The organism is Natronospira proteinivora, from assembly GCF_024170465.1.
Taxonomy (GTDB): Bacteria; Pseudomonadota; Gammaproteobacteria; order Natronospirales; family Natronospiraceae; genus Natronospira; species Natronospira proteinivora.
In genome coordinates, this window is sequence record NZ_JALJYF010000002.1 from 537,959 (window position 1) to 564,256 (window position 26,298).

Here is a 26,298-nt window from a genome sequence, read left to right on the forward strand (position 1 = left end):
TGCCATGTCTTTCTCTGGCTCTATAAAATCTAACACGAAGGGCACGAAGAAGAGCAGAAGGACACGAAGAAAAGAATGACTGCCATTCCCGCATCCGTAGGGGCGGGTTTATCCAGTCCTGCAGAAGGGGCAAAGCCTCGGATAGGGCCGCCGGTGTTAGGCGGCCATGTAGCCCCTGAGTTTCTTGATGGCGCTGTTCTCGATCTGGCGGATTCGTTCGGCGGAGACGCCGTACTCGTCGGCCAGATCATGCAAAGTGGTCTTGCCATCCTCGCTCATCCAGCGGGACTGGACGATGTGACGGGAACGCTCATCCAGGCGGCTTAAGGCCTGGCTCAGGCGGCGGCTGCCGGAGTCACTCCAGTCATCGGCCTCAACGGCTACGGCCGGGTCACTGCTGCTGTCAGGCAGGTAGTGGGCCGGAGCGTAGCTGCCCTCCTCATCGTCATTGGCGCCGGGATAGGGGTCAAAGGCCACGTCATGGTGGGCCAGGCGGCCTTCCATTTCCATCACCTGTTCGCTGCTCACACCCAGATCCCGTGCCACGTTGTCTACTTCGTCCTTGCTGAACCAGCCCAGACGATGCTTGGCCTTGCGCAGGTTGAAAAAGAGCTTGCGCTGGGCCTTGGTGGTGGCGATTTTCACAATCCGCCAGTTGCGGATCACGTACTCGTGAATCTCGGCACGAATCCAGTGCACGGCGAAGGAAATCAGGCGGACGCCAACACTGGGGTCGAAGCGCTTGACCGCCTTCATCAGGCCCACATTGCCTTCCTGGATCAGGTCGGCAAAGGGCAGGCCGTAGCCCTGGTAACCCCGGGCCACATGGACCACGAAACGCAGATTGGAGAGGACCAGGGTGCGGGCCGCATCCAGGTCGCCTTCGTCGTGGTAACGCACGGCCAGGTCGTGCTCTTCATCTTCGGAGAGCACGGGGATGCTGCTCACGGCACTGAGATAGGCGTCCAGGCTGTTGGACGGACCGGCCAGCGCCAATGCGGCATTGTTTTTGAGGGTTAAAGCTTTCTTATCCGCCATCCCGTCGGCCTCCAAAAACGGTTCAGGGAAATTTCCACGCTCTATTCTAGCACTCACCGGGTTGGAGTGCTAATCCCGAAATGAGTTCCCAAGCTCACCGACCAAGCGGCCCAGGGCCGCTGGCCCGGGGGAATTCGAGGGCCTGGGCGGCTCTGGCGGCCGCTCGCGCCGGTATGGAGCGAGGTGCGTAGCCAAAGCTACGTGCCGAGTAAATACCAAGCGAGCGGTCGTCAGAGACGTCCAGGCGCCGAATCTCCCCCCGGGTCAGCGGCCCCAAAAAAAACCGCCCCCCGGCAAAGCCGGGGGGCGGAATCTTTTCGGTCAGACCCGCCGGCTAAGCCGGCGGGGACTGACTATGGCCTTGGAAGGCCCTTACACACGGCGACGGGCCGCCAGACCCAGCAGTGCCAACAGGAACAGCGTCGGCATCAGCGGATCAATCGGTCCCTTGCCACTACCCATGGAGCAACTGAAGAAGCTGCTGCCACTGGGCCCACTTGGCTCAGCGACATCCTCATCTTCATCATCAACACAGGCAGCCGTGCTGACACTGAAGGCCTCGCTGGTGATATCCCCCGCCGAGGCGGCAATTTCGCCCTGGAAGTCGTAGGAGGCACCACACTCGAGTCCATCCACCACTTCCGTGTAGGTCTGGGGATAGAAGCTCGCCATCAGCTCGAAGCCTTCGGTCTGCTCACCATCACCGTCGATGAAGTAGCCCGAGGGCGTTGCACCGAAGGTGTTGGCGGTCATGGTCAACTCGACCGATTCCTCATCAATGGCTTGACCATCGACACTCATCAGCTCGATCTCATCACCAAGACCTTCCAGCACCAGGCCACCGGCATCGATTACACCGGCAACCGCGCTGCCATCCCAGGTGGAGTACAGCTCAACGGTCCATTCACCAGCGGCTTCTTCACCGGCGAACTCTTCCAGCAGCTCTTCCGCCGAATCGGTTCCGCCACCAGAGGCCCAACCCAGGTCATAGTCCAGCTCTTCATCTGGATCTGCCCCGGTAGCACCGGCAGCACCGCCGATCAGAACTTCGGTTCCTTCCGGAGAAGTGAGATGCATACGGAACTCGTCCAGCCAGTCACCACCGGTAGCGGTATAGGTGATATCCAGCGTGGCACCTGCGGTCAGCGTACCGTCAATGCCATCCAGAGTGACCACAGTGGGATTACCGACACCACCGCTCACCTCAATACCAGCCAGGTTCAGCAGATTTGTGGTGCATGCACCGCGAGCATAGGAACGGTTGATGCCATGAGCCATACCCGTGATCTGGTTGGTGGCCCAGATAGTACCATCACAGTCGATGGTGACATCCCGCACCGTATCCAGCAGTACACGCTCACCTGCTTCGTCGGCATAGACAATCTCATCAACGAAGGCATAGCCATCGTTGAGGTCATGCACGAAGACATCGGCAGAGGTGTCCCGCTGATAGTCAGTGATGAAGATGCTGCCGGTAGCCGGATTGACGGCCAGGCCGCCAATGGCGTAACCGGTATCAACCGAGTTCAGCACTTCACCATCCAGGTTGACCTCGTAAATCCAGCCACCGCGGTCACCGAAGTACAGCAGCTCGCTGGATTGATCGTAGGCAACCCCACGGAGACGGCCATCTTCCAGATCTTCCTGATCCAGGCAGATGGCGTTGCCGGTGGCTTCGCCTTCAGACGGATCCACTTCGTGCAGGCATTGATCACCACCCACATTCAGGTGCCAGAGCATGCCGCTTTCCGGATCGTAGGTCATACCTGCGGTCCAGTCACCGTCATCACCATCCGCATAGGGCTTGGTGGAGATGCTGCTCTCGGTGGGCGAACCATCGAAGTTGAAGCCGTGGATGTGATCGCTACCTTGATAAAGCTCGCGATCGGCCACCCAGACATTACCACCACGCAGGGTGTGGGCAATGCCATAGCTACCCATCAGACCAGTATCGAAGCTGGCATCCACCAGATCCACACTGTCATCCGGCTCCGCCGCAATGGGCATGGCCATATCCGGGCCACCATTGTGGTCGGTGATCATCACACGACCAAAGTTGGTCGGCCCTTCACCCACCAGGCCGGCGCCGGCCATGGTCACGGTGATTGCAGCCTGCTGTCCGGCCTCAAGGGTCAGTTCAGCGGGTTCAACGGAGACTTCCACATCACCCTGAACAGTCATCCCTTCAAAGCTGTAGGTCCCGGCACGGGTCGCCTTGAACGTACGGGTCCAGGAACAGCTGGCCAGACAATCCCGATTGGCCATACTGGCCAGGTTCAGCGTCCGGATGTTGCCGAACTCATGGGGATCGTTACCGATCATGTTGGCAATGCTTTCATCCAGTACCAGACCGGCATCAACGGCAGCGCCAACCCGGGCTTCGCCCGCACCCTGGTCATACCAGTCATAGCCTTCCAGGGCATAAGCGGTCAGCATCAGCGCCGACTTGACTTCCATCGGAGTCCAGTCCGGACGGCCAGCCATCACCAGCGCGGCGGCACCGGCCACATGCGGGCTGGACATGGATGTGCCACCAATGGCGTCGTACTCATCCACATCCTCGGTAGCACCCGCATAAGCGGCGAGAATACCCTGACCCGGCGCGGAAATGTCCGGCTTCAGGAGATCCGCCAATACGGGATCGGAGGTAATCGGCCCGCGGGAACTGAAGTTCGCCATTTGGCCACCGAACGCCTCGTCCACTTCTTCTGAGATGGAGGCCAGTCCGATGGAACCCGGCAGCGTGTCGCCATCCAGAGCTTCAATCAGTTCAGCACGGTCCGTGCTCAAGATATGAGCAGCCGGCAGTGGCGCACGCATATCAAGCAGTGTTTCGTCACCATCATCGTCGATAAAATAGATGGCGTCGGTGTTGGCATAGAGAACACCACCACCACCTGCCTCAAACACGTTGGCCAAGGCAGCATTCATCAGAGAGCCACCGAAAAGATCCGTACCGAGGTCGCAGAGGACGATTTCACCATCGAACTCATCCGGTGCGAAAACCTGCCCCCCAAGAAGGGTGTCGGCACAAAATGCACCGTCATTCACACCGACATCGCCACCATAGATGATGTCTTCCTCGTAAGCACTGGTAAAGCCGGCACCGACGAGGTTGACTTCCTCACCTTCAGGGCCATAAGTCACATCCACCATGGATTCCAGCACCCGGTCATGGGTGTTGGCGGCCACGGAGCTGACCCAGGGCGCGGCCTTGGAGACGGTCCCTGCACCGGGGCCATCGTTGCCCGCGGATGCGGCCACGAAGATACCGGCATGGGTAGCACCTGCCCAGGCATCACTCACCGGATCCGCATCTTCATCCCAGGGGTTGTTGGCGCCACTGATGGAGAAGTTGAGGATATCAACACCATCTTCGATGGACTGCTCTACAGCAGCCACCGAATCAGCAACCGGACAACCCGGTGCGCAAACGCGATAATTGACCAGGTTGGCTCTCGGCGCCACACCGGTCACGTTCCGCTCATAGGGCTCGTCAGTGCCGGCTTCCGGCAGCACATCGAAGGGCTCGTAGAACGGAATCATGGTGGCAACGGTCGGGTTACCCGCGGCCGTGCTGGCGACGTGACTACCATGGCCGTTCACGTCAAAGCCGCCTTCACCAGCATAGTCGTAGGCGCCGATCAGCTTGCTGTTACAGGGATAGTCCGGGTTGTAATCCGCACTGGAGGGATCACAGACCCCAAGGTAAACCCCCTCGCCCATCGGGTTGACATGCTGATAACCATCGGGAGATTCAGCATCAAAGGAAGTGTGGAAGGGATTGATACCACTATCGATGATACCAATAACCACGCCTTCGCCACGGTTAGCTACTGCGGCGTCGTCATTATCCCAAACGCCATCGGCCCCAATACGGCCAGGACCCTGATCGGTATCCATCTCACGCACTTCGTCCGGTGTCACATAGCGAACACCGTCCATGCGATTGAGCTTCATGGCTTCATTGGGCGTGACCGTAATGGCCATGCCGTTCATGGCGCGAATGTATTGATGATCGACTTTGACATCGCGGCGAAGCTCATTACGCAGGGTGGACAGGAACTCGTCCTGCTGGCCCATCAGGTAATTGCTATATGCCTGAACGGCACTACCCTGGGTCTGCAAACGACTTTCGCCGGTCACTGCAGGGCTGGTGGCTTCAAAACCCTCAATTCCACCGGTATAGAGGGAAACGGCGGGATCATCGAAGGCAACGATGAAACGCATCATTTCATCGCCCTGGTTCTGGACAAGCTCACGCAGACCCGGGTTCGGATCCTGACCCCGTTCGGCGGCGCGCAGCTTTTCATCGCTGAGACGAGGACTTACCAGCTCCCCATCAACGTTGTAGCCGATGCCGCCCTTGTATTCCGAAACCGGAATTGTGGTCGGTCCACTGGCGGTGGCAGTCGCCATGGCAACCCCCACAGCCAGACCGACCCCGGTCGCGACTGATAGTATTGGCCTCAATTTCATAACAAGCTCCATTGCTGTTTTACATTCACTCCTTTCGAGGACCCCCCCCAAACAGCGGGCCAAGTCCGCGAAAGTTTCCGTTGCCTTGCCTGGCAATTACAAAGCCCTTTCGGGCTCCTTATCCGACGAAGAGACGTCCCCCATCAAGTCGCCCCCCACGCCGGACCATTCCTAAGTCAAGTACACGATCCTGCTTTTTTCAAGAAAGGACGTGTCCTTAAATTCTGAATCCAGTCCGGGCCCCAAGGGCCCGGACTGGCCACATTTCAGATCACACTCTCCGCCGAGCCGCCATCAAACCGACCATGGACAGCAGGATCAGCAAGGGCAGACTCGGGTCCAACCTTCCTTTGCCTGCCCCAATGGAACAGGTGCTCGAAGAGGAGGAGGAAGATGACGCACTAGGACAGGCATCCGTATCGGCGCTAACCACGTCGCTTTCATCTTCCATATCCCGGTCATTCACCGCGACGGCCTGCATTTCAAAGGAGCTACCGCAGTCGAGTCCGGCGATGGTGACCTCTACCGCATCATCATCCGGGGCGAATTCCACGGCGTCGCTTTCGGAATCCAGACTTCCGACACTGCCATAGGAAACAGTGACCGTACCGGCCCGCTCATTGGCATCCAGCTCCACGGTTACCGTGGCACTGTCATCACCAGCGGTAACGCTCACAGCCTGAATCTCCGGCGTGGTGGGAGTGGGCTCAAGCATTACACCGCTGATCTCCTCGGAATCGCCTTCGAATGCATACCCCATCCCATCATTGTCTTCGGACAGGGGCTCATAGCCCGTACCGGTGACTTCGATGGCGGAATAGGCCCGGGAAGTCACGGCCGGCAGCACAAAGGCGTCTTCACCACTGCCATCGCCGGTGAGCATCATGGGACCGATACTGCTGCCGTCCCCGGAATCAACCAGTGTCAGAGCCACTTCCTCATCGGCCAGCAAGCCGGCCATTTGGCCACTGATTTCACCAGCGGCTTCCACAGTCAGATCACATTGCGGTTCGCTACCGACGCAGTCCGCACCACCCACATTGAGCATGGCAAAACCATCGGCCACGACCGTGAGCTCGTGTTCGCCATTCTCGGGAACCGGCGTGAAGAGGTGGAAAACACCCTCTTCATCGGTATATGCGCGATAACGGTCTTCGGCACCGTCCGGACCCACTTCTTCAGTGGTCTTGACCCGGGCACCAGCCAGAGGCTCGTCAAATTCACTGCGAACCCAGCCGGCATACTGACGGCTCTCGGCAATGGAGAAGCCATCTTCGGTAACGGTGTCGTAAGTACCACCACTGTCTTGCACCTGAACCTGGAACTCCACTTCATCCGTGGTGTTGGCGCTGGCCATGGTCAGGGCTTCATTGCCCGAGTCCGCATCGTCCACGGCCTCGACTTCCACTGGATCCAGGATGGCGACATCACTGTCATCGCCCGCATCATCCTGCACCGCCAGTTGGAGCACATACCCCGGTGTCGCACCACGGACAGCCAGGGATTGTGGCTCATCGCCCTGGAGGAGCAGATTGAAGTCAGCATCCACCAGCAGATCCACATCCACCGTGAAGCTGCTGCTCGACCCGGTCTCGTCGTCGGTAACCGTGACTTCATAGCTACCCGCGAAGGCACCGCTGGACGGGGCAGTGAAGGTCCACTCGCCATCGTCTTCGCTCAGCTCGCCCTCAACTTCCGACCCGCTGACGGTGTTCATGCCGGCATCCACACTGTAGTCACCGGAGCCACTGGACGGCGTGAAGGTCACACCCTGACCGGCGGATACGCGGGGATCGCTGATGGGATCACCGTCACCATCTTCAACCGAAACTTCGTCGTAGAAGGTATAGCTACGATTGAAGACGTCCGTATGTCCATCCGCGGTTTCCGCATAGGCGCGGAGCTCGACCGTGTCACCCGAGTCCGGATCAGCCGCACCAACATGCACGCTACCGCCGCTGGTAACCGAGTCGCTGTCACCGTCGGGCTCGCTTCCATCCAGGGTATAGCGGATGGTGTCGTTGTCGCCTTCACTGGAAGTGAGACTCACTTCAAGCGGGGCATCGTCGAGGAGATAGCCACCGCCATCGGGGGAGAAGGACACCGACATGCCAGCCAACTCAAGCTGAATCCGGCTGTCATTGGTCAAGTTGCCGGCGGTGGCACCAAAGGTACCCCAGACCCGGACCGTCCATTGGCCGGCAGCATCTTCGCCGTTGAAATCATTGACGCTACGGCTGTCGCTATCGTCGCCAGTCTCTCCTGGCCAGCCAAAATCATAGTCGAGGTCGTCATAGGGATCCGTGAAACTTCCCACACCACCACCGGCCATGATCACAGTGCCTTCCGGGCTTTCGATTTCCATGCGGAACTCTTCCAGCCAGGCCGACCCCTCCGTGGCGTAATTCAGCTCCCACATGAGCTCCTCGACCTCTCCACCCGGGGCGAGGAAGGTCAACACGGCTGCATCGTCTCGTGACTCACCGGGGACGTCACCATCCAGAAGGAGGGAGTCACTGGGGCACACCCCTTCGGCCGGCAAGTCAAAGGCATGGACATAGCCGGTGCCAGGGTCCGTGGCCCAGACCAGGCCATCGCAGCTGATGGTCAGATCACCCCGATCACCTTCACCGAAGGCGGCGCTGCCGTCCTCGGCACTCAAGACATACTGGTTGATCAGAGAGAAACCACTATTGGTATCCAGTGCCAGAAGCTGGCCTTCTTCAGCCGCATCCTGCATCACATAGAGGATGCCGGAACCTTCGGCCAGTGCCAGACCGGTCACTGAATCATCCAGCTGCTCGGTGGCCAGAATGTCACCGCTTGAATCGATCTGCTGGAGCAGGCCCGATTCACCGGCGGCCCAAAGAGTGGAATCGCGACGATCGTAGGCCACAGCCTGGACCGACTCCTCCCAATCGGGGCAGATGGAAGCGCCCTGGTCGCCGTCGGCAGCGGTCCATTCGTGGAGACAGTTGTCACCACCCACCTCAAGCTGCCAGAAGCTGCCAAAGGCGGCGGTATAGACCAGACCACCGCCTTGGCCACCATCCAGCCAATCAGCGTCATGGCTGTTTCCGGTGGCGTTGAAGTCCAGGTCAAACTCATGAACCTGATCATCAGCGCCGATCCAGACACCATCGGCATTTTCCAGAGCCTGGGTAATACCCCAGGGCCCGGTCAATTCGGTATCGATGCTGCTGACAGCGTCGATCTCCGCAGGGCCTTCAATGGTGAGCACGGAAATGGGCAGGCGAGCATCAGAGGCCTCACCACTGGATTCGCTGATCAGCAGCTGACCGAAGACCCAATCACTTTCACCTCGAGGCCCGTCAACGGTGACCGTCACTTCCACTTCGTCCCCTGTACTGAGGGTGGCGGAAGCCGGCTCAACCTCACCGCTGACATCACCGTCGACAGTGAACTCGTAAGTGCCGGCCTGAACGGCCTTGAAGGTCCGCGTCCAGGTACATTCCTCGATACAGCCTTCCTGGCTCAAAAAGGCAATGTTCAGCTCATGCAACGCCAGATCACCCACACTGGGATTGGCGTCCTCGAAACGGTCACGGGTCTCATCCAGCACCAGTCCAGCCTGAGCCGCCGCACCCACATCGACCCGGCCATTGCCACGATCGAAGGGATCTGCCGGGGTCTCGCCATCTTCCTTGAGCACCGGATCCGGATAGCCGGACATCATGAGCGCCGACTGGATTTCCTGCGGGGTCCAGTCTGGATAAAGGTCCCGCATCAGGAGAATGGCGCCGGCCACATGGGGCGAGGCCATGGAAGTGCCACCAATGGTGTCGTACTCCTGCTCGCCACCAATCCAGGCGGCGAAAATACCGTCACCGGGGGCAACCACGTCAGGGCCGTGGAATTCAGTGTAGTTACCACTCCCGGGACCGCGAGAACTGGAATCGGCCATCACGTCGCCGTCGAAAGAGGCGACGAAGGTATCCACGCCGATTTCGGCGCTTGCATCATCGTTCGCGGCGATCCAGTCATACAGGGCATCGCCATCCTCAAGGCTGATCATCACGGCGGGCACGGCAAAGGGATCATCACCGCCCATCACAATGGGGGCGCCGCTCTCATGATTGGTGATCACCGCAGCAATCGCGCCGGCATCAGCCAGGTTCGAGACCTTATCCGTAAAGGGACAATCACCGCGGCTGGCCACGCCGATGGCGCCGTCCATGCTGTCGGCATCCAGGGCATCACAGGCCAGTGGATCGCCCACATCGCCGGCATCCACCAGGTCGCCGTCGATGGCGGCGCTAATATCAAATTCGGCACTGGGCACACCGCCCATGTTCTCGAGGGCTTCATCCACATCACCCGGGCCGGTCACGGTCACCGGGTTGACGATGGCGCCACCGTGATTGGAGCTGGCCACCGTCAGGTTCCAGGGTCCAAAGTTGGAGATGCTCCCGGCACCCGGCCCCGAGTTACCCCCGGCAGCCGCCACCAGAACACCGCCTTCGTTCAGGCTGAGGAAGGCCTCGGCGGAGGCTTCCCCGTAGGGATCGCCGCCACCCGTTTGGGGGCCAATGGAATAGTTGACCGCATCCACCAGATCGCCTCGACTCAGGATGTCTTCAGCGACGTCGGGCATGCCGGAACAGCCCGGCGCACAGATGCGGTAGTTGATGATGTTGGCGCGGGGCGCCACACCGGAGATATCGAAGCCGTCCGACGTGGTGAGCTGATTACCCGCCGCCGTACCGGCCACGTGACTACCGTGGCCGTTGTCATCATGGGCATTGGTAGCCGGTCCAAAGCCGAATGCGCCGATCAGCTTGTCATTGCACTGATAGCTATCATCGTATTGCTCATGATCGGGATCACAGGCACCGATGAATTCACCGGAACCCAGCGGGTTCTGATGCTCGTAGCCATCTTCGGCCACTTCGGCAAATGACTCATGGACATCATTGATGCCGCTATCGACGATAGCGACGACCATGTCTTCGCCCTTGCTCTCCACGCCCGTTGCATTACCTTCCCAGATTTCCGGGGCGGCAATATGAGTCGGGCCGGCAAAGGTCATGGGCTCGTAGACAATCTCACGCTTCACATGCCGGACTTCCGGCATGGACTGGATCTTGCGAGCGGTGGCGGCATCAGTCTCGATGGCAAAGCCATTGAGGGCCAGCTGCCAGCGGCGTTCCGGGTTGAAGTTCCGGCCGGTGTGCTGGGTAATGCCGGCGAGGATTTCATCCTGGCGTTGGCGCAGATAATTCTGATAAATGCTTACCGCCGGATTATCGACATCAAAACGAGCGTGGCCGGTGGCTGAGGGACTGGTGGCCTCCAGGCCGGGGATCCCGCCCCGGTAGCGAACGGCCGGGGGCTCATACAAGCGGATAATGAAAGTATCCAGCTCACCCTCTCCCTGCTTGGCATCCTTGCTGATATCAAGGTGCCGGTCCAAGGGCTTATCCGCATAAGCCATGGATTCGGAAGAAGATGCAGCCGTCAAACCACCGGCCGCCAGTGAAAATGTCAGTGACAGTGCCAATGCGGCCATGCGGGATTGGGTAAGTACCTGCATGAGATCTCCAGCCTTTATAGGTTGTTGTTTAAGCGATGAAACGCCGGACACGCCAAGGTGTCCAGAAGTCGGGAACGCCGGGGAGGCAACAGACGGTCAATCGCCGGCTGAACAATGCTTCCCATACGCACCAACTCCTCCCTGGTCAGGACAAGCCGGCCTGAGGCTGGCCTGTCGCCATATCGGAAAGCGTGAAAACGCGGGGCTGGGGTCTGGTACCCCCCTGGGTAGGAGTCTTGCTCTGGCTCCCTCCCGTGCCACAGAGCGATCGAACTGATCGTTTGGCGGCTCACATCCCCCCAAGGATGAAAACATCCGAGCCGTCTTCACATCTTTCGTGTTCGATAAATCAAGTCACGGTTTATACCGTGACGTTATGAAATAGCATGAGCTCCGGGCGGTGTCAAAACTGTACAACAGCGTTGTCTATAAACAACAGGCGTGATGGAAGGTGGCCGGAAAGGGATGAATGGCTTATCTCGTTGATTTGAGCATTTTTATGTCAAAGGACATGGAACAGGAAGGGATAAAATGCGGGATCAAAAAATTTCGGGTGCGGGAGCTTGTAAAAGCTTTCAGAAGAAAGGTAGCAGGAAGGCTGCGCGAGCCATCACGTTCAACACGACCAAACAAGACGTATTCACCACAGAAGAATCGAGATATTTACCCCATTTCCATGGAATTCGTTCAATTCGCAAGCCATATGGTCAAGTAGTGATCCACCATGAGAGCGGCAAACAGCAGGATCAAATAGGTAATGGAGAAGCCGAAGGTTTTCATGGGCCAAAGGCCATCCGGATCCCGCTTCAGCGCAATGGTGTAGGCGAGAAATGCCACACCCAAAATCACCGCCGAGACGAGATAAAGCAGACCGGACATGCCGGTTAACCAGGGCAGCAAGGTAACCAGCAACAGCAGGACGGTATAGAAAATGATATGCCAGCCGGTGAAGCTCACCCCATGGGTGACCGGCAGCATGGGCATGTCCACCTTGGCGTACTCTTCCCGGCGATGGATGGCCAGGGCCCAGAAATGGGGCGGCGTCCAGGTGAAGATAATCAGGAACAGCAGCAAGGCGTGGGGATGGACCTCGCCGGTAATGGCCGCCCAGCCGAGCACGGGGGGTGCGGCACCGGCGGCCCCGCCGATTACGATATTCTGGGGTGTGGCCCTCTTGAGAAAGACCGTATAGATGATGGCATACCCCACCAGTGAGGCCAGGGTCAGCACTGCGGTCAGGGGATTGACCAGAAACCACAGCAGGGCCATGGCGATCAGGCCCAGTACGGCTGCGAAGCTCAACACCTGCCAGCCTTTCAGATGGCCGGTGGGCAGGGGCCGCTTGCGGGTTCGTGCCATCTCGGCATCGATCTTGCGATCAATATAATGATTGATGGCAGCGGCCGAGGCGGCGGCCAGGCCGATCCCAATGGAGCCCAGGATGAACAGGTCAATGGGCACCATGCCCGGCACGGCCAGCAACATCCCCACCATGGCGGTGAAGACGATCAGGGCCACGACCTTGGGTTTGCAGAGATCCAGGTAGTCGGCCGCCACGGCTTGGAAACCAGGCTTGCTCATATCAATTCGATCCGGCTGGGTCCGTCTCAGGGGCGCCTACCATACAGGGTCCACAGAGCGGTGACCATGGCGAGGGTCAACAGGGCCGCCCCGGCGTTGTGGGCCGTAGCCAGCCACAGGGGCAGACTGAAGATCACCACGGTGACGCCGATCAGCAGCTGTACCGTGAGCAGTCCGGCCACGACATAGGCCATGCGCCGCATGATTCGCTGCCCCCAGGCCCAAAGGAAGGCGACAAAGGCCCCGATGGCCAACAGGGCGGCAATGGCACCCAGGCGGTGGGTGTAATGGATGGCGGTGCGGGCCTGGTTATCCAGCACGCCGTATTCATAATTCTTGCCCAGCTCCCGCCAGAGGGTGAAGCCGTCTTCGAAATCCATATCGGGCCAGTACTGGCCATGGCAGGTGGGGAAATCCGGACAGGCCAGGGCGGCATAGTTGGTACTCACCCAGCCGCCCAGGGCGATCTGGGCGATCAACACAACAAAGGCCACCATGCCCAGTTGCCGCAGGCGCTTAAAGCGGGTGGGCGGGATGTCGGCCACTTCCTTGGGCTTGCCCTTGTCGCGAGTGCGCAGGTACTGCAACCAAATCAGGGACAGGGTCGCCAATCCCCCCAGCAGGTGGGCCAGCACAATGGCCGGTTTCACCAGCAGGGTCACCGTCCACATGCCCAGGGCGGACTGGAAGATCACCAGAGCCAGCAATAGCCAGGGTAACTTGACGGGCTGGTCGGGATCTCGCCGGTTGATCCAAGCCATCACCGCCAAGCCCAGAATCAGCAGACCCAGAAGTCCGGCCACATAGCGGTGGACCATTTCCTTCCAGGCCTTGGCCACCCAGGCCTCGTCTCCCCGGGCCAGGGGGGTGTCATCCCAGCCCTCCAGGGCATAGCCAATCTGCTCCTCGGACTGGGGGACGGTGAGCACGCCGTAGCAACCGGGCCAATCGGGACAGCCCAGGCCGGCATCGGACAATCGAACAAAGGCACCCAGGATCACCACGATCAGGGTGAGCACGGTGCCGAAAAGGGACAATCGGTTAAACAGCTGCAGACGTGTCATTTCTTTTCACCTAGCCAATCTGGGAAGCCCGAAGCAGTCGCCGCATATCATCCATGAAATCATCGGGATCAAAGCCCGGCGGGAAATACATCATCAGATTATCCAGGGGATCGACAATATACAGACGTCCTGACTCGGCCGGGACCTGGCCGTCCTCCAGTTCAAATTGTTCCAGAAATGCCTCGGCAGCGGGATGATCGATGGGGAAGACGGTGAGATCCGCATGCTCCTCGCGAAAGAATTCCAGTTGGGCATCGTTCTCCGGGGTCAGCAGCACGCGCTGGACCCGGCCCATGTCGCGACCCAGAGACAGGCGAATCTGACGGGTACCCCAGAGCACTTCCCGGCAATCCGCCCCGCAGCCGTCGGCGGCCAAATAGACCACCGTCCACTTGCGGCCATCCAGCACGGGACGCTCGCTCAATTCCTCCCGGGAGGCCAGCGCCGGCAATGTCACATCCTCCAAGGGCTGAGCGGGATGAATCAGCTCGCCCTTGTTGGTGGTATCGGTGATCTCGGGGGCCCCGCGAAAGGCAAAAAACAGCCAGGCAAGGATGAAGGGCCCCACGCAGACGAGGAACACCAGTATCAGGGTGAAACGGAAACGACGGGTCTTGGGATCCACAGTCATGGGCGGCGTACTCGCTTTAAATTGACGACCAAAAATACAATAAAGACAGCCAGGGCCAAGGCACCCCATTGAAAGGCATACGCCAGGTGGCGTTCCGGCGGCATGTTGATGGGCTCGAAATCCCGGCGATAGCCGGGGCTTTCCTCCGGCGACATCATCAGGCGGCCATCGAAAACCACCGTATCCAGCTGTTCTTCCAGGTCGGCCCGGGTGGGGAAATAAATCCGCCGGGGCCAATCACCGCTGGGGATCGGCGCGGACAGGCGAAACCCCGGCTCCGGCAAGCTGTTGAGCTGTCCTTCCACCGTGCGGGCCTCCTCGCCGGGGGCCGAGGGGGGTGCGTCCTGCTCAACGATCCAGCCCCGGTCAACAATGACGATGGCGTCATCGTCTTGCAGCTTGAACGGGGTCCAGACGTGAAAACCCGGCTGGCCCTCTCTCAACATGTTCTCCAGGAGAAACTGCCGGTCGGAGAGGAAATGTCCCCTCAGGCGAACATCGGCGTAGGGCGGCAAGCCTTCCAGGTCCTCCAGTGCCACCACCTCCCTGGCCGGGTGTTCATCCTGGAAATAGGCGAGAATCTCGCGCTTCTCCTCGGCCCGGTTCACCTGCCAAAACGAGAGGGCGGAAAACAGCAGTACGGTGAGCAGTGTCAGCAAGCAGGCCCAGACAGGCGGCTTGAACTGCCAGCGCCTCTGTTGTGTCATACTGCCTCCCGGCCGCAAGGCCGGTGTTAACAATGGGTGGGAATGCTGTCCCGCCTGGCTGACAAAAAATGCTTCACCCCAGCAAGAGACCTTTCCATGCGCCTGCTTATCCTGCTGATGATTCTGGCCATTCTGGCCAGCCTTGCCTCCGCCATGTTCTACCTGCTCAAGGACGGCGGCCATTCAAAACGGACCGTCTGGGCCCTGACCTTGCGGGTCGGTGTCTCCATCGGCCTGTTCATGCTGCTTTGGCTGGGCTATGCCCTGGGGATTCTTCAGCCGTCCGGTCCGCCGGTGGGTTGAAAGTGAACAGGTGAAAGTTCCCAGTGAACAGATAAGGCGCGTTCGCGCGTCTATGGTGTAAGGGGCCTCAATGCTTGAACAGAGGCCCCTTTTCTCTTAACACCTGTTCCTACAGCCAGTAGACGAAGACGAAGAGCAGCAGCCAGACCACATCCACGAAGTGCCAGTACCAGGCGGCCGCTTCAAAGGCGAAGTGGTTCTCCGCCGTGAAATGCCCCTTCAGACAGCGGAAGTACACCACCAGCAACATCAATGCCCCCAGGATCACGTGCAAGCCGTGGAAGCCGGTGAGCATGAAGAAGGTGGAGCCATAGATGCCGGAATCCAGCCGCAGGTTCAGATCCACATAGGCGTGGACATACTCATACATCTGCACGGACAAGAAGATCAGGCCCAGTGCAATGGTGGCGAACAGGCCCCAGTTGAGGACCTTGCGGTTGTTTTCCTTGATGGCGTGGTGGGCAATGGTCAGGGTCACGCCGGAGGTCAGCAGGATGGCGGTATTGATCGCCGGCAGGCCCCAGGCACCCATGGTGCCGAACTCGTCGTGACGAGGCGCCGGGCCGTCGGTGGGCCAGCTGGCCTCGAAGCCTTCCCATAGCAGGAGATTGGTGAAGAAGTTAGCCCCTTCCCCCCCCAGCCACGGCACGGAATAGATGCGGGCGTAGAACAGGGCGCCGAAGAAGGCGGCGAAGAAGAACACCTCGGAGAGGATGAACCAGGCCATGCCCTGTCGGAAGCTGCGTTCCTCCTGGGGACCGTAGACGCCGGAAACACTCTCGTTGATGACATCCCGGAACCAGCCCCAGACCATGTAGATGATGATCAGGCCGCCCACGAACATCACCGGGGTGCCCCACTGAATGCCATTCAGGAGCGCGGCGACGCCCAGAACCGCCACGAACATGCCGATAGTACCCACCACCGGCCAGTGGCTTTCATGGGGAACGTAGTAACTACCCTTTTCCTGCGCCATCTCGTTCTTCCTCAATCCTGCATTGGTTGATGCGATCGGCCGCCGATCAGAGCGGCCGGATCAGGAATCATTTTTCGCCCACCTGGTCCCGGGCGTAGAAGGAATAGGACAGAGTCACCGTGCCGATATTGGACGGGAGCTCCGGATCCACATAGAACAATACCGGCATGCGTCGGCTTTCCTCGCCGGCAAACAGCTGTTCCTCGAAGCAGAAACACTCCACCTTCTGAACATAGCGGGTCGCCCCGGCCGGCGCCACGCTGGGCACCGCATGACCAATCCGTTCCTCGGCACCCAGGTTTTCCGCAATGTAATGGGTGGTATAGAGCTTACCCGGGTGGACCTCCATGCGGGTCTCTTCCGCGGAGAAGTTCCAAAGGTCCCGCTGGTTCAGGCTGGAGGCCAGTTCCACCGTCACCGTCCGGTCGTAATCGGGTTCCAGGGAAACCGGTTCCGCCGCCGCCGTGGTGGTACTGCTGCTACTGATGCCAGTGACTTCGCAAAAGACATCATAGAGCGGGACCATGGCAAAGCCGAAGCCGAACATGGCCAGAGAGGCAAAGCCCAGCTTGACCACCAGGCTGGCATTGCTCTCGGGTTTTCTCTCACGCTTGTCGTCGCTCATGACGTGAACCTCCGGGGTTCAGTACCGCGCATGAATCAAGAAGAAAATACCGACATAAAAGGCGATGGCTACACCGCCGATCGCCAGGGCCCAGTTTCGGGCCCGGCGCCGGTTTTTTCGGGTTCTTTCCTGATCGTCCACGATCAGCCCTCCAGGGGTGTCAATCTTCTTTCCAACGCGCTGTCTTATTTCACTTCCGGCGCAGTCTCGAAGGTGTGGTACGGCGCCGGAGACGGCACGGTCCATTCCAGACCATGGGAGCCTTCCCAGACCCGGTCGGTGGCGCGACCCACACCGCCCCGAATACAGCCGATGATCACGGCCACGAAGATCAGCTGGGAGATGCCGAAGACAAAGGCGCCGATGCTGGAGACGAAGTTCCAGTCGGCAAACTGCACGGCATAGTCCGGAATGCGTCGCGGCATGCCCGCCAGGCCCAGGAAGTGCTGGGGGAAGAAGGTCACGTTGATGGAGATGGTGGACAACCAGAAATGGGTTTTACCCCAGAACTCGTTGTACATATACCCCGTCCACTTGGGTAGCCAGTAGTAGGCCGCCGCCATGATGGCAAATACCGCCCCCGGCACCAGCACATAGTGGAAATGGGCCACCACGAAGTAGGAATCATGGTATTGGAAGTCCGCCGGCACGATGGCCAGCATCAGCCCGGAGAAACCACCAATGGTGAACAGGAACAAGAAAGCCAGGGCGAACAGCATGGGGGTTTCAAAGGTCATGGCCCCGCGCCACATGGTGGCCACCCAGTTGAAGACCTTCACCCCGGTGGGTACTGCAATCAACATGGTGGTGAACATGAAAAACAGCAGCCCCGCCACCGGCATGCCCACAGTGAACATGTGGTGGGCCCAGACGATGAAGCTCAAGAAAGCAATGGCAGCAATGGCGTAAACCATGGCGCTGTAGCCGAAGAGCTTCTTGCGGGCAAAGGTGGGAATGATCTCCGAGATAATGCCGAAGGCCGGCAGAATCATGATGTACACCTCGGGGTGCCCGAAGAACCAGAAGATATGCTGGAACAGAACCGGGTCACCGCCGCCGGCGGCATCGAAGAAGGTGGTACCGAAGTACTTATCGGTGAGCAGCATGGTCACCGCGCCTGCCAGCACCGGCATCACGGCAATCAGCAGGTAGGCGGTAATCAGCCAGCTCCAGACGAAGATAGGCATCTTCAGCAGGCCCATGCCAGGCGCACGCATGTTCATGATGGTCACGATGATGTTGATCGCGCCCATGATGGAGGAGATACCCAGCACGTGGATGCCGAAGACCAAGAGCGGGAAGGCATCCCCGGTCTGCAGGGAAAGCGGCGGGTAGATGGTCCAGCCCGCTGCGGGCGCCCCCCCCGGCACGAAGAAGGTCATCAGCAGCAGGGTGAAGCCAATGGGCAGAATCCAGAAGCTCCAGTTATTCATCCGCGGCAGGGCCATGTCCGGCGCCCCCACCATCATGGGGATCATCCAGTTGGCCAGACCCACGAAGGCTGGCATCACCGCCCCGAAGATCATGATCAGGGCATGCATGGTGACCATCTGGTTGTAGAACATGGGGTCAACCAGATTCATGCCGGGCTGGATCAGCTCGGCACGGATCACCATGGCCATGGCACCGCCCACGAAGAACATGATCAGGCTGAACCAGAGGTACAGCGAGCCAATGTCCTTGTGATTGGTGGTAAAGAGCCAGCGGCGCATCCCGGATGCCGGGCCGTGATGTTCGTCGTGATGGGTATCGGTAGCAGTACTCATTTTCCCTCGACCTCCGGCTCAGTCTTACCGGGCCACTTCAATGGCGGAAAGCTGCATGGACTCGTCGTCTTCCTCAGCGGTCTGTTCTTCCCGCTGCTCTTCGAGCCAGGCTTCGTATTCTTCTTCTTCCACGGCTTCCACCACAATGGGCATGAAGCCATGGTCACGGCCGCAGAGCTCGGCGCACTGGCCGCGATAGACACCGGGTTCAGTCACCTCGAACCACATCTCATTGACCACCCCGGGGATGGCGTCCTTCTTGCCCCCCAGCTCCGGTACCCACCAGGCGTGAATCACATCATCCGCGGTGAGCAGAATCAGGACCTTCTGATTGATGGGCACCACCACCCGGTTGTCCACTTCCAGCAGGTAGTTGTCCACTTCCATGGGATTCAGCTCGCGGTGAGGTCGTAGCTGGCGGGCCCGGTTGCTGTCCCGGTCCAGACGGCTGTAGAAGGAGACATCTTCGCCGCGATAGTCGTAATGCCAGAACCACTGGTAACCAGTGACCTGAATACTCATATCGTAGTCACGGTAATCTTCCAGCTCGATCAGGCTCTTGGCGGCGGGAATGGCCATGCCGATCAGAATCAGGAAGGGGATTACTGTCCAGACCACTTCCACGGCCGTGTTGTGGTGCCACTTGGCCGGTTCCACGCCTCGGGATTTGCGGTGCATGAAGATGGAAATAATCATGGCCCCGAAAACCAGCACGGCAATCACCACGCAGATCCAGAAGATCAGCATGTGAAGATTGTAAATGTCTTCACTCATGGTGGTGACGCCGCGGGGGAGGTTGATTCCCTCACGGAAGGCCAGGGCCTGGCCCGGCAACATCAAGAAGCCGAGCAAGAAAATGTGGCGGATGGCGCCAGAAAGCTTGGCTGTGAACATGCTTTCACTTCTCCTGCGTGGTTCATCAAGCAGCCCGCTTTACCGCAGGCCACCGACCCCTCCCTTACGGAAGGGTTTGGGGAGTTCCCTCAACCTTCGGCCAGAAGGTCTCTTAACCTGTCCCGAAGCGAAATCTTCTCATCCTCGGTCAGGCAACGTCCGATCTCCCACTCGCTCTGCCCTTCGCGCAGAAACAGGCGGGCGGGGTAATGACGGTGTCCGGAAGGATCCAGCTCAACACGAACCCAGGCCGTATGAAAGTCCCGAACCGCCTGGGGCCGGCCAAAGCCACGCTCTATCCTGAGCCGATCCTTCTCCAGTGTCAGCACTTCCCGGTACCGAAGCCGGTGCTGAACCAGATACAAACAAATGGCCAGAACCAGCAGTTCGATGCCAGCATACGGCAACACCGGCCAGAAACCCCGCAGCGCCGCCACACCGGCAACCGCCAGCGCCGCCAGGGCCACCAATAAAAAAAAGACCAGCCGACCGCGGCTTCCCAGCGAGTCGTTGGGTTGGACCACAATTCGATGGGGCCCTGCCCTGGCTGATCCCTTGACCTTGGTCATGGACTTGGTCCGGGTTTCCGGAGGGCGAAATGGTACTTCAAGCCCCCCCGAGGCGCAACGGTGACAAGCGGCAGGATGCCTGCTAGAGGCGGGTGATATCGAATCTATCTGCCAGCTTTTCGGGTTTCGGCGAGGGGGTATGGTCCAGGCGACCCAAACAGGGTGCATCCAAATGGCACTCAAGTGTCTGGAAATTCTCGTCCAGACGGGATTGGCCGGGCTGGGGTTCGGTGGCCACCCAGCCGGTCAGGGGCAGGCCCACGGCTCTGATCCGATCCGCCGTCAACAGGGCGTGACTCAGACAACCCAGGCGCAAGGCCACCACCAAAATCACCGGGGCGCCGATGGCCAGAGCCAGGTCTTCCATGGTCTCGTGATCATTCAGCGGGACCCGCCAGCCCCCTACCCCTTCAATCAGGTGGTAGTCGGCCTGGGGGCGCGGGGTGATCCCGGACAGCAGCCGCGAAACACTCAGTTCCCGACCAACGTCCCGGGCGGCAATATGCGGAGCGATGGCCGGTTCCAGCACCAGGGGGTTGATCTGCTCATAGGAAAACCCCGTGCTGGATGCGGCCAACAGGGCCTGGCCATCTTCATTGCGCAACCCCTCGGGACGACGCTCGGCCCCGGAAGCCACCGGCTTGAGTCCCACCGCCGTCTCCCCCCGCCCCCGCAGGGCATGCAGCAAACTCGCCGTCACCAGCGTCTTGCCCACCTCCGTATCCGTTCCCGTTACGAAGTACTCCACGATTTTTTTCTCCTTGGATTGAGCTTGTTTGCTATCTGACATTAAAAATCGAACACGAAGGACACGAAGAAAGGCAGAAGAGCAGGAAGGAAAAATTGGCTGGCGGTTCTGCCCCCGTAGGAGCGGATTTATCCGCGATTGGGTCTCGGGGCGTATAGAAGGCTGGTTTTTTAACACGGAGGTCACGGAGGACGGGGCCACCAGCCATTCCTTCCTTCGTGCTCTTCTGCCTTTCTTCGTGTCCTTCGTGTTCGATTTTTTGTATCTGACCTGCACCAATTCAGGTTTTTTTCAATGCGGGTGCCCAGACGGTGCCGTAGACGACTTCGTAGGTGGCGGGGAGACGGCCGTCGTGGCGGTAGTCTTCATAGGCGGCCTGGAAGCGGGCCATTTTTTTGCGGCCCATGAGCCCCCGGGGACGGTTGCCGGTGACGTTGTGGGCGCCGATGCGCTTGATGTCGCGCATCAGTTCGGTGGTGGTTTCATAGGTCAGGGTGAAGTGCTCCACGTCCATCACCGGCTCGGCCAGACCGGCCCGGACCAGACCGTCACCGATGTTGTGCATATCGGTGAAAACATTCACATGGCTTTTCTCGTCCACCGCCGACCAGGCCGCCCGTAACTCCTTGAGGGTATCCGGGCCGAAGGTGGTAAACAGGAAAAGCCCCTGGGGTTTCAAGACCCGGCGCACCTCGCGAAACACCCGGTCCAGATCATCCACCCACTGCAGGCCCAGGCTGGAGAAGACCAGGTCCACGCTGTGGTCGGCGATGGGCAGGGCGGTCATATCCGCGCCCACCGGATGCAGACGGCGGAACCAGCCACCCCGACGGCGGGCTTGCTTGAGCATGGCCTCTGACAGATCCATGGGCAGCACCCGGGCCTTGCGATAACGCTCAAAGAGGGCCCCGGCCCCCTGGCCGGTGCCGCTGGCCAGATCCAGGATCACCTGGGGTTCGATGGTGGTGTAGTCCAGCCGTTCCAGGAGACGATCGCAGACTTCCCGTTGCAGCACGGCATGCTCGTCGTACTCGGCCGCGGCCCGATCAAAGGAGCGGCGCACGGCGGAACGCTCCGGCAGCTCCGGATGGGATTCGGGGCGGTCGTCCAGCCGTGGCAGGGAGGGATCAACCCGCTTGGGTGAAGTCATGGATCAGCTCCAGAAAATGCTCGGGATCGGACAGGAATGGCGCATGAGCGGTGCGCTGTAAACAATGATAATCCGCCTTGGGGATGGCCTCCGCCATGGCCCGGCCCGCCTCGGGATGGGTGAGGCGATCCAGGCGGCCGCTGATCACCCGGGTGGGCGGCTTGAGGCCCGGCAATTCCGCCCGCAGGTCCACCGAGCCCAGCAGGGAAAGGCCGTTTTCCAGTACCTGGTGATGGGGCTCGCCATGGCGAAAGACCGCTTCCCGTAATTGTCGCAGAAGTGGCCGGGCCTGGGGGTCGCCCTGGACCTGCAGGGCCAGAAACTGCTGGACGGTGCCCTTGAAATCGTTTCGCAGTTCGCTGGCGAATTTCTCCAGGGTCTCGGGAGCCATGGCATGGGGCCAGTCCGGGCCGGTGACAAAACGCGGCGTGGTGGCCACGGCCAGCAGGCGCTCCACCCGCTCGGGGGCATCCAGGGCGGCCCGGGTGGCGACCATGCCGCCCAGGGACCAGCCCAGCCAGCTGGCCTTTTCAGGGGCCACGGACAGGGCGGCCTCGGCCCAGTCGGCCAGACTCTCGCCCACCGGCACCTCGCGGCTGTGGCCATGGCCGGGCAGATCGATGCGAGTGACCCGGTAGCGAGCCGTGAGCTCGGCCAGGATGGGATCCCAGACATCGGAATGCAGGCCCCAGCCGTGGATCAGGACCAGGAGCGGGCCATCGCCGCTTGTTTCATACCAGGGTGTCATTGTCTCTACTTCCAAAGCGTTGCCAGGGCCGCCACCAGGGCCTCGACGTCCGCCTCGCTGTGGGCGGCGGAGAGGGTGACCCGCAGTCGCGCGGTGCCGGCAGGGACGGTGGGCGGGCGGATGGCCTGGACCAGAAAGCCGGCCTCCGCCAGGGCGCGGGATAATGCCACGGTCGGGGCCGCCTCGCCCACCCGGATGGGCTGAATGGGCGTGCGCGAAGGCATCAGCGGGATGCCATGGGCCTCGGCCCCTTCACGAAACTGGGCAATTCGCGCCGCAAGCTGGTCGCGCGGGCCCGTATCTTCCCGGCAGATGGCAACGCCCGCCCGCACCATGGCCGCCACCGAGGGCGGGGTGGCGGTGGTATAGACATAGGCGCGAGCGTATTGCTGCAGATAATCGATCAGCGTTCGACTGCCGGCCACGAAGGCCCCGAAACCGCCCAGGGCCTTGCCCAGGGTACCCATGAAGACCGGGACCTGCGCCGGACCCAGCCCCGCTTCTGCGGCCGCGCCCCGACCTTCCGGGCCGAGCACCCCCAGACCATGGGCCTCGTCCACCATGAGCGTGGCCTGATGCGCCTGACAATGGTTCGCGATTTGTTTCAGCGGGGCGATATCCCCGTCCATGCTGAACACTGAATCGGTCATCACCAGGCGGTGGCCAGGGGCGGTCGCCAATCGCTGGTCCAGATGCTCGGCATCGGCATGGTGATAGCGGATCAGACGAGCCCGGCTCAACTGGCCCCCGTCAATCAAGGAGGCATGGTTGAGCTTGTCCTGAACGAGACTGTCGCCCTTGCCGGCCAGGGCCTGGGCCAGGCCCAGATTGGCCATGTAGCCGGTGGAAAACAGCAAGGCAGCCTCGCGACCGGTCCACTCGGCCAGCTCTGCTTCCAGGGCGGCATGCTCGGGACTGTGGCCCGTGATCAGATGCGCGGCGCCGCTGCCGGCCCCATGGGCCTGAAGGGCCTGCTCACCGGCCGCCACTACGCGGGGGTCGGCGGCCAGGCCCAGGTAGTCGTTGGCGCAGAAGTTGATGCATTCCCGGCCCTGCCATTGCACCCGGGTGGCGGAACGGCGCTGGAAGGTGCGGGTCTGGCGCCGCAGCCCTTCGGCCTCGCGCTGGGCAAGGCCGGGGGCAAGGCGGGCATCCAGGCGTTGGGCGGGGTTATCGGGCTCAGTCGGCCCGGACATGGGGCTCGGCCTGATCAGCTTGAGCAGCGGCTTCGGCGGCGGCGTCCTCCCGCTTGCCGCGACCGCATTCGCGGCGCTCTTCCACCCGCCCCACCGCTTCCGGGCGCAGACCCAGGCGCTGGAAGAGCTGCTGGTCGGCATCGGCTTCCGGGTTGTCGGTGGTCAGCAGCTTATCGCCATAGAAAATGGAGTTGGCACCGGCCAGAAAACACAGGGCCTGGGTCTCGTCGTTCATGTCGGTACGGCCCGCAGACAGGCGAACATGGGAGGCGGGCATCATCAGCCGGGCCGCGGCAATGGTACGCACGAACTCCACCGGGTGGACTTCTTCCTGGCCGTACAGCGGCGTGCCCGGGACCTGGACCAGCTGGTTGATGGGCACGCTGCCCGGGTGTTGGGGCAGATTGGCCAGGGCCCGCAGCATGTCGGCCCGATGGCCGGTCTCCTCGCCCATGCCCACGATGCCGCCGCAGCAGACATTGAGCCCGGCCTGGCGAACGTTTTCCAGGGTGTCCATGCGGTCATCGAAGGTGCGGGTGGTGATGATGTCGCCGTAGAAATCCTCGGCGGTATCGATGTTGTGGTTGTAGTAGTCCAGCCCGGCGTCGGCCATCTTCTCGGCCTGTTCCCGGTTGACCATGCCCAATGTGGCGCAGGTTTCCATGCCCAGGGCCCGGACCTGGCTGATCATGTCGGTGATGCGGTCCAGGTGCTTGTCGGTGGGGCTGCGGTAGGCCGCGCCCATGCAGAAACGGGTGGCGCCCTTGGCCTTGGCCGCCTTGGCCTGGGCCACCACGAAATTCACGTCCATCAGCTTTTCCTTTTCCAGACCGGTGTCATAGCGCGCGCTCTGGGGACAGTAGGCACAGTCCTCGGGGCAGCCGCCGGTCTTGATGGAAAGCAGGGTGGAGACCTGGACTTCATTGGGATCGAAGTACTGGCGATGCACGGTCTGGGCGGCAAAGATCAGCTCATTGAAGGGCAGCTCGAACAGGGCCCGGGCTTCTTCCGCCGTCCAGTCATGGCGAATTTCGCCTCGGCGCACGCGTTCCAGGGTGGTTTGGGATTGGGCGGTCTGCTGTGAAACGGACATGGCTGAACGATCCTGGTCTATCGCGGGCGCGCGAGTTGAAAGACGAATGCAATTGGGCAACAGTTAATGCTTGCTGCCTGGTCACTGCCGAGGCAGCGAAAGGAAGAAGTCTAACGAATGCGCTGTCAACCTGAAAGGGGGATACATGGTTGACAAGATTCGGCGCGGCCTGCGCTGGCTGGAGGGGGTATTACTGCCGCATCGCTGCCTGCTTTGCGGCGCGAATGGTGAGGACGGCCTGGATCTATGCCGGGGCTGCGGCGAAGACCTGCCCTGGAACCGCCACTCCTGTCCCCGCTGCGCCAATCCCCTGCCCCCCGGCAGCCGACCAGACAGCCTTTGCGGCGCCTGCCTTTCCGGGGAGACGCCCCGTGGCTTTGACCGGATCCACGCGCCTCTGCTGTATGACTTTCCCCTGGATCGGCTGATTCTGAACCTGAAGTTTCACGGCCAACTGGCCACCGGGCGCTTGCTGGGTGAATTGACGGCCCAGGCCCTGGCCAGTGAAGGCGTGCGCTTGCCCCAGGCACTGGTCCCCGTGCCTCTGCACCGGCGACGCTGGCGGGAGCGGGGTTTCAATCAGGCCCGGGAGCTGGCCCGGCCCATGGCTCGCCGTTTCCAAATCCCCATCGCCGACGGCCTGGTCCACCGGCGCCAACACGGCCCCGCCCAGGCCGAGCTGCCCCTGGACCAGCGGCGACGCAATATCCGGGGCCTGTTCAAGGTCCGCCGCGAACCGCCCGGGCATGTGGCCATCGTAGACGATGTGGTCACCTCCGCCAGCACCGTCGCCGAACTGGCCCGCACCCTCAAACAAGCCGGCGCCACCCGCGTGGATGTCTGGGCCATTGCCCGGACGCCTTGACTATGAAAATCGAACACGAAGGTCACGAAGAAAGGCAGAAGGACACGAAGGAAAAAATGGCTGGCAGTCCCGCATCCGTAGGAGCGGATTTATCCGCGATTGGGCCTCGGGGATGTATAGAAGGCTCGAAATTTTGAACACGGAGTGCACGGAGGACCACGGAGATCACGGAGGGGATGAATGGGGGGCTATTAGGTGTGGGAGCGGCGTCCGCCGCGAATTGGGGATCTATCTGCCTTGATCGCGGCGGACGCCGCTCCCACGGCATAGTTAAACTCCGTGCCCTCCGTGGTTCTCCGTGATCTCCGTGT

20 protein-coding genes are annotated in these 26,298 nt (G+C 60.7%); 2 read left to right on the forward strand and 18 right to left on the reverse strand.

Features of this window, described 5'->3' with window-relative positions; genetic code table 11:
• Positions 1-156 precede the first annotated feature (156 nt).
• The 7 genes from rpoH to J2T60_RS09650 form a co-directional block, all read right to left on the reverse strand.
• Positions 157-1,038, reverse strand: a complete 882-nt coding sequence (rpoH, locus tag J2T60_RS09620; RefSeq protein ID WP_253449055.1) for an RNA polymerase sigma factor RpoH — start codon at positions 1,036-1,038, stop codon at positions 157-159.
• Between the two features lie 372 nt (positions 1,039-1,410).
• Positions 1,411-5,457, reverse strand: a complete 4,047-nt coding sequence (locus J2T60_RS09625) for a S8 family serine peptidase (RefSeq protein WP_253449058.1) — start codon at positions 5,455-5,457, stop codon at positions 1,411-1,413.
• A gap of 331 nt (positions 5,458-5,788) precedes the next feature.
• Positions 5,789-11,071 carry a S8 family serine peptidase gene (locus J2T60_RS09630; RefSeq protein WP_253449060.1) on the reverse strand — a complete coding sequence of 1,761 codons (5,283 nt, stop codon included), beginning with the start codon at positions 11,069-11,071 and terminating at the stop codon, positions 5,789-5,791.
• Positions 11,072-11,758: 687 nt separating this feature from the next.
• Entirely contained in the window at positions 11,759-12,652 is an 894-nt protein-coding gene (gene cyoE / locus J2T60_RS09635) for a heme o synthase (protein ID WP_253449063.1), read from the reverse strand.
• Positions 12,653-12,678: 26 nt separating this feature from the next.
• Positions 12,679-13,716: a COX15/CtaA family protein gene (locus J2T60_RS09640; protein WP_253449066.1), complete on the reverse strand. Its 1,038-nt coding sequence runs from the start codon at positions 13,714-13,716 to the stop codon at positions 12,679-12,681.
• A 10-nt stretch (positions 13,717-13,726) separates the two neighbouring features.
• Positions 13,727-14,347 carry a redox-active disulfide-containing membrane protein gene (locus tag J2T60_RS09645; protein WP_253449069.1) on the reverse strand — a complete coding sequence of 207 codons (621 nt, stop codon included), beginning with the start codon at positions 14,345-14,347 and terminating at the stop codon, positions 13,727-13,729.
• Positions 14,344-15,054 carry an SURF1 family protein gene (locus tag J2T60_RS09650; protein ID WP_253449072.1) on the reverse strand — a complete coding sequence of 237 codons (711 nt, stop codon included), beginning with the start codon at positions 15,052-15,054 and terminating at the stop codon, positions 14,344-14,346. The genes J2T60_RS09645 and J2T60_RS09650 overlap by 4 nt, the downstream gene beginning before the upstream one ends.
• A 96-nt stretch (positions 15,055-15,150) precedes the next feature.
• Between J2T60_RS09650 and J2T60_RS09655 the strand changes: the two genes are divergently transcribed.
• Positions 15,151-15,357 carry a twin transmembrane helix small protein gene (locus J2T60_RS09655; protein WP_253449075.1) on the forward strand — a complete coding sequence of 69 codons (207 nt, stop codon included), beginning with the start codon at positions 15,151-15,153 and terminating at the stop codon, positions 15,355-15,357.
• Positions 15,358-15,466: 109 nt separating this feature from the next.
• Here J2T60_RS09655 and J2T60_RS09660 read toward each other — a convergent pair whose 3' ends face one another.
• The 11 genes from J2T60_RS09660 to bioB all read right to left on the reverse strand — a co-directional run bounded on the left by J2T60_RS09660 (position 15,467) and on the right by bioB (position 25,122).
• A complete protein-coding gene (locus J2T60_RS09660; RefSeq protein WP_253449078.1) occupies positions 15,467-16,333 on the reverse strand; it encodes a cytochrome c oxidase subunit 3 in 867 nt (288 codons plus the stop codon).
• A gap of 67 nt (positions 16,334-16,400) precedes the next feature.
• A complete protein-coding gene (locus tag J2T60_RS09665) occupies positions 16,401-16,958 on the reverse strand; it encodes a cytochrome c oxidase assembly protein (RefSeq protein ID WP_253449081.1) in 558 nt (185 codons plus the stop codon).
• Positions 16,959-16,976: 18 nt separating this feature from the next.
• Complete coding sequence (locus J2T60_RS13325; RefSeq protein ID WP_301288404.1) at positions 16,977-17,099, reverse strand: hypothetical protein; 123 nt, start codon at positions 17,097-17,099, stop codon at positions 16,977-16,979.
• Positions 17,100-17,143: 44 nt separating this feature from the next.
• Positions 17,144-18,724, reverse strand: a complete 1,581-nt coding sequence (gene ctaD / locus J2T60_RS09670) for a cytochrome c oxidase subunit I (protein ID WP_253449084.1) — start codon at positions 18,722-18,724, stop codon at positions 17,144-17,146.
• A 24-nt stretch (positions 18,725-18,748) separates the two neighbouring features.
• A complete protein-coding gene (gene coxB, locus J2T60_RS09675; protein WP_253449087.1) occupies positions 18,749-19,618 on the reverse strand; it encodes a cytochrome c oxidase subunit II in 870 nt (289 codons plus the stop codon).
• A gap of 89 nt (positions 19,619-19,707) precedes the next feature.
• Entirely contained in the window at positions 19,708-20,187 is a 480-nt protein-coding gene (locus tag J2T60_RS09680) for a DUF2244 domain-containing protein (RefSeq protein WP_253449090.1), read from the reverse strand.
• An 82-nt stretch (positions 20,188-20,269) separates the two neighbouring features.
• Positions 20,270-20,935 carry a dethiobiotin synthase gene (gene bioD / locus J2T60_RS09685; protein ID WP_253449093.1) on the reverse strand — a complete coding sequence of 222 codons (666 nt, stop codon included), beginning with the start codon at positions 20,933-20,935 and terminating at the stop codon, positions 20,270-20,272.
• A 280-nt stretch (positions 20,936-21,215) separates the two neighbouring features.
• Positions 21,216-22,085, reverse strand: coding sequence for a malonyl-ACP O-methyltransferase BioC (gene bioC / locus J2T60_RS09690; RefSeq protein ID WP_253449096.1), 870 nt, complete (start codon positions 22,083-22,085; stop codon positions 21,216-21,218).
• Positions 22,063-22,833 (reverse strand): pimeloyl-ACP methyl ester esterase BioH, encoded by a 771-nt coding sequence (gene bioH / locus J2T60_RS09695; protein ID WP_253449100.1) that lies wholly within the window; start codon positions 22,831-22,833, stop codon positions 22,063-22,065. Before bioH ends, bioC begins: the two co-directional genes overlap by 23 nt.
• A 5-nt stretch (positions 22,834-22,838) precedes the next feature.
• Entirely contained in the window at positions 22,839-24,029 is a 1,191-nt protein-coding gene (gene bioF / locus J2T60_RS09700) for an 8-amino-7-oxononanoate synthase (protein WP_253449103.1), read from the reverse strand.
• Positions 24,013-25,122 (reverse strand): biotin synthase BioB, encoded by a 1,110-nt coding sequence (bioB, locus tag J2T60_RS09705; protein ID WP_253449107.1) that lies wholly within the window; start codon positions 25,120-25,122, stop codon positions 24,013-24,015. The genes bioF and bioB overlap by 17 nt, the downstream gene beginning before the upstream one ends.
• 145 nt (positions 25,123-25,267) lie before the next feature.
• Here bioB and J2T60_RS09710 point away from each other — a divergent pair, with 145 nt between their 5' ends.
• Positions 25,268-25,987 carry a ComF family protein gene (locus tag J2T60_RS09710; protein ID WP_253449110.1) on the forward strand — a complete coding sequence of 240 codons (720 nt, stop codon included), beginning with the start codon at positions 25,268-25,270 and terminating at the stop codon, positions 25,985-25,987.
• Positions 25,988-26,298: the final 311 nt, after the last annotated feature.

Bases quoted from the DNA above. Each gene is read 5' to 3' on its own strand.
- rpoH (WP_253449055.1), bottom strand. From the start codon at position 1,038: ATGGCGGATAAGAAAGCTTTAACCCTCAAAAACAATGCCGCATTGGCG.
- J2T60_RS09625 (WP_253449058.1), bottom strand. From the start codon at position 5,457: ATGGCGACTGCCACCGCCAGTGGACCGACCACAATTCCGGTTTCGGAA.
- J2T60_RS09630 (WP_253449060.1), bottom strand. From the start codon at position 11,071: ATGCAGGTACTTACCCAATCCCGCATGGCCGCATTGGCACTGTCACTG.
- cyoE (WP_253449063.1), bottom strand. From the start codon at position 12,652: ATGAGCAAGCCTGGTTTCCAAGCCGTGGCGGCCGACTACCTGGATCTC.
- J2T60_RS09640 (WP_253449066.1), bottom strand. From the start codon at position 13,716: ATGACACGTCTGCAGCTGTTTAACCGATTGTCCCTTTTCGGCACCGTG.
- J2T60_RS09645 (WP_253449069.1), bottom strand. From the start codon at position 14,347: ATGACTGTGGATCCCAAGACCCGTCGTTTCCGTTTCACCCTGATACTG.
- J2T60_RS09650 (WP_253449072.1), bottom strand. From the start codon at position 15,054: ATGACACAACAGAGGCGCTGGCAGTTCAAGCCGCCTGTCTGGGCCTGC.
- J2T60_RS09655 (WP_253449075.1), top strand. From the start codon at position 15,151: ATGCGCCTGCTTATCCTGCTGATGATTCTGGCCATTCTGGCCAGCCTT.
- J2T60_RS09660 (WP_253449078.1), bottom strand. From the start codon at position 16,333: ATGGCGCAGGAAAAGGGTAGTTACTACGTTCCCCATGAAAGCCACTGG.
- J2T60_RS09665 (WP_253449081.1), bottom strand. From the start codon at position 16,958: ATGAGCGACGACAAGCGTGAGAGAAAACCCGAGAGCAATGCCAGCCTG.
- ctaD (WP_253449084.1), bottom strand. From the start codon at position 18,724: ATGAGTACTGCTACCGATACCCATCACGACGAACATCACGGCCCGGCA.
- coxB (WP_253449087.1), bottom strand. From the start codon at position 19,618: ATGTTCACAGCCAAGCTTTCTGGCGCCATCCGCCACATTTTCTTGCTC.
- J2T60_RS09680 (WP_253449090.1), bottom strand. From the start codon at position 20,187: ATGACCAAGGTCAAGGGATCAGCCAGGGCAGGGCCCCATCGAATTGTG.
- bioC (WP_253449096.1), bottom strand. From the start codon at position 22,085: ATGACTTCACCCAAGCGGGTTGATCCCTCCCTGCCACGGCTGGACGAC.
- bioH (WP_253449100.1), bottom strand. From the start codon at position 22,833: ATGACACCCTGGTATGAAACAAGCGGCGATGGCCCGCTCCTGGTCCTG.
- bioF (WP_253449103.1), bottom strand. From the start codon at position 24,029: ATGTCCGGGCCGACTGAGCCCGATAACCCCGCCCAACGCCTGGATGCC.
- bioB (WP_253449107.1), bottom strand. From the start codon at position 25,122: ATGTCCGTTTCACAGCAGACCGCCCAATCCCAAACCACCCTGGAACGC.
- J2T60_RS09710 (WP_253449110.1), top strand. From the start codon at position 25,268: ATGGTTGACAAGATTCGGCGCGGCCTGCGCTGGCTGGAGGGGGTATTA.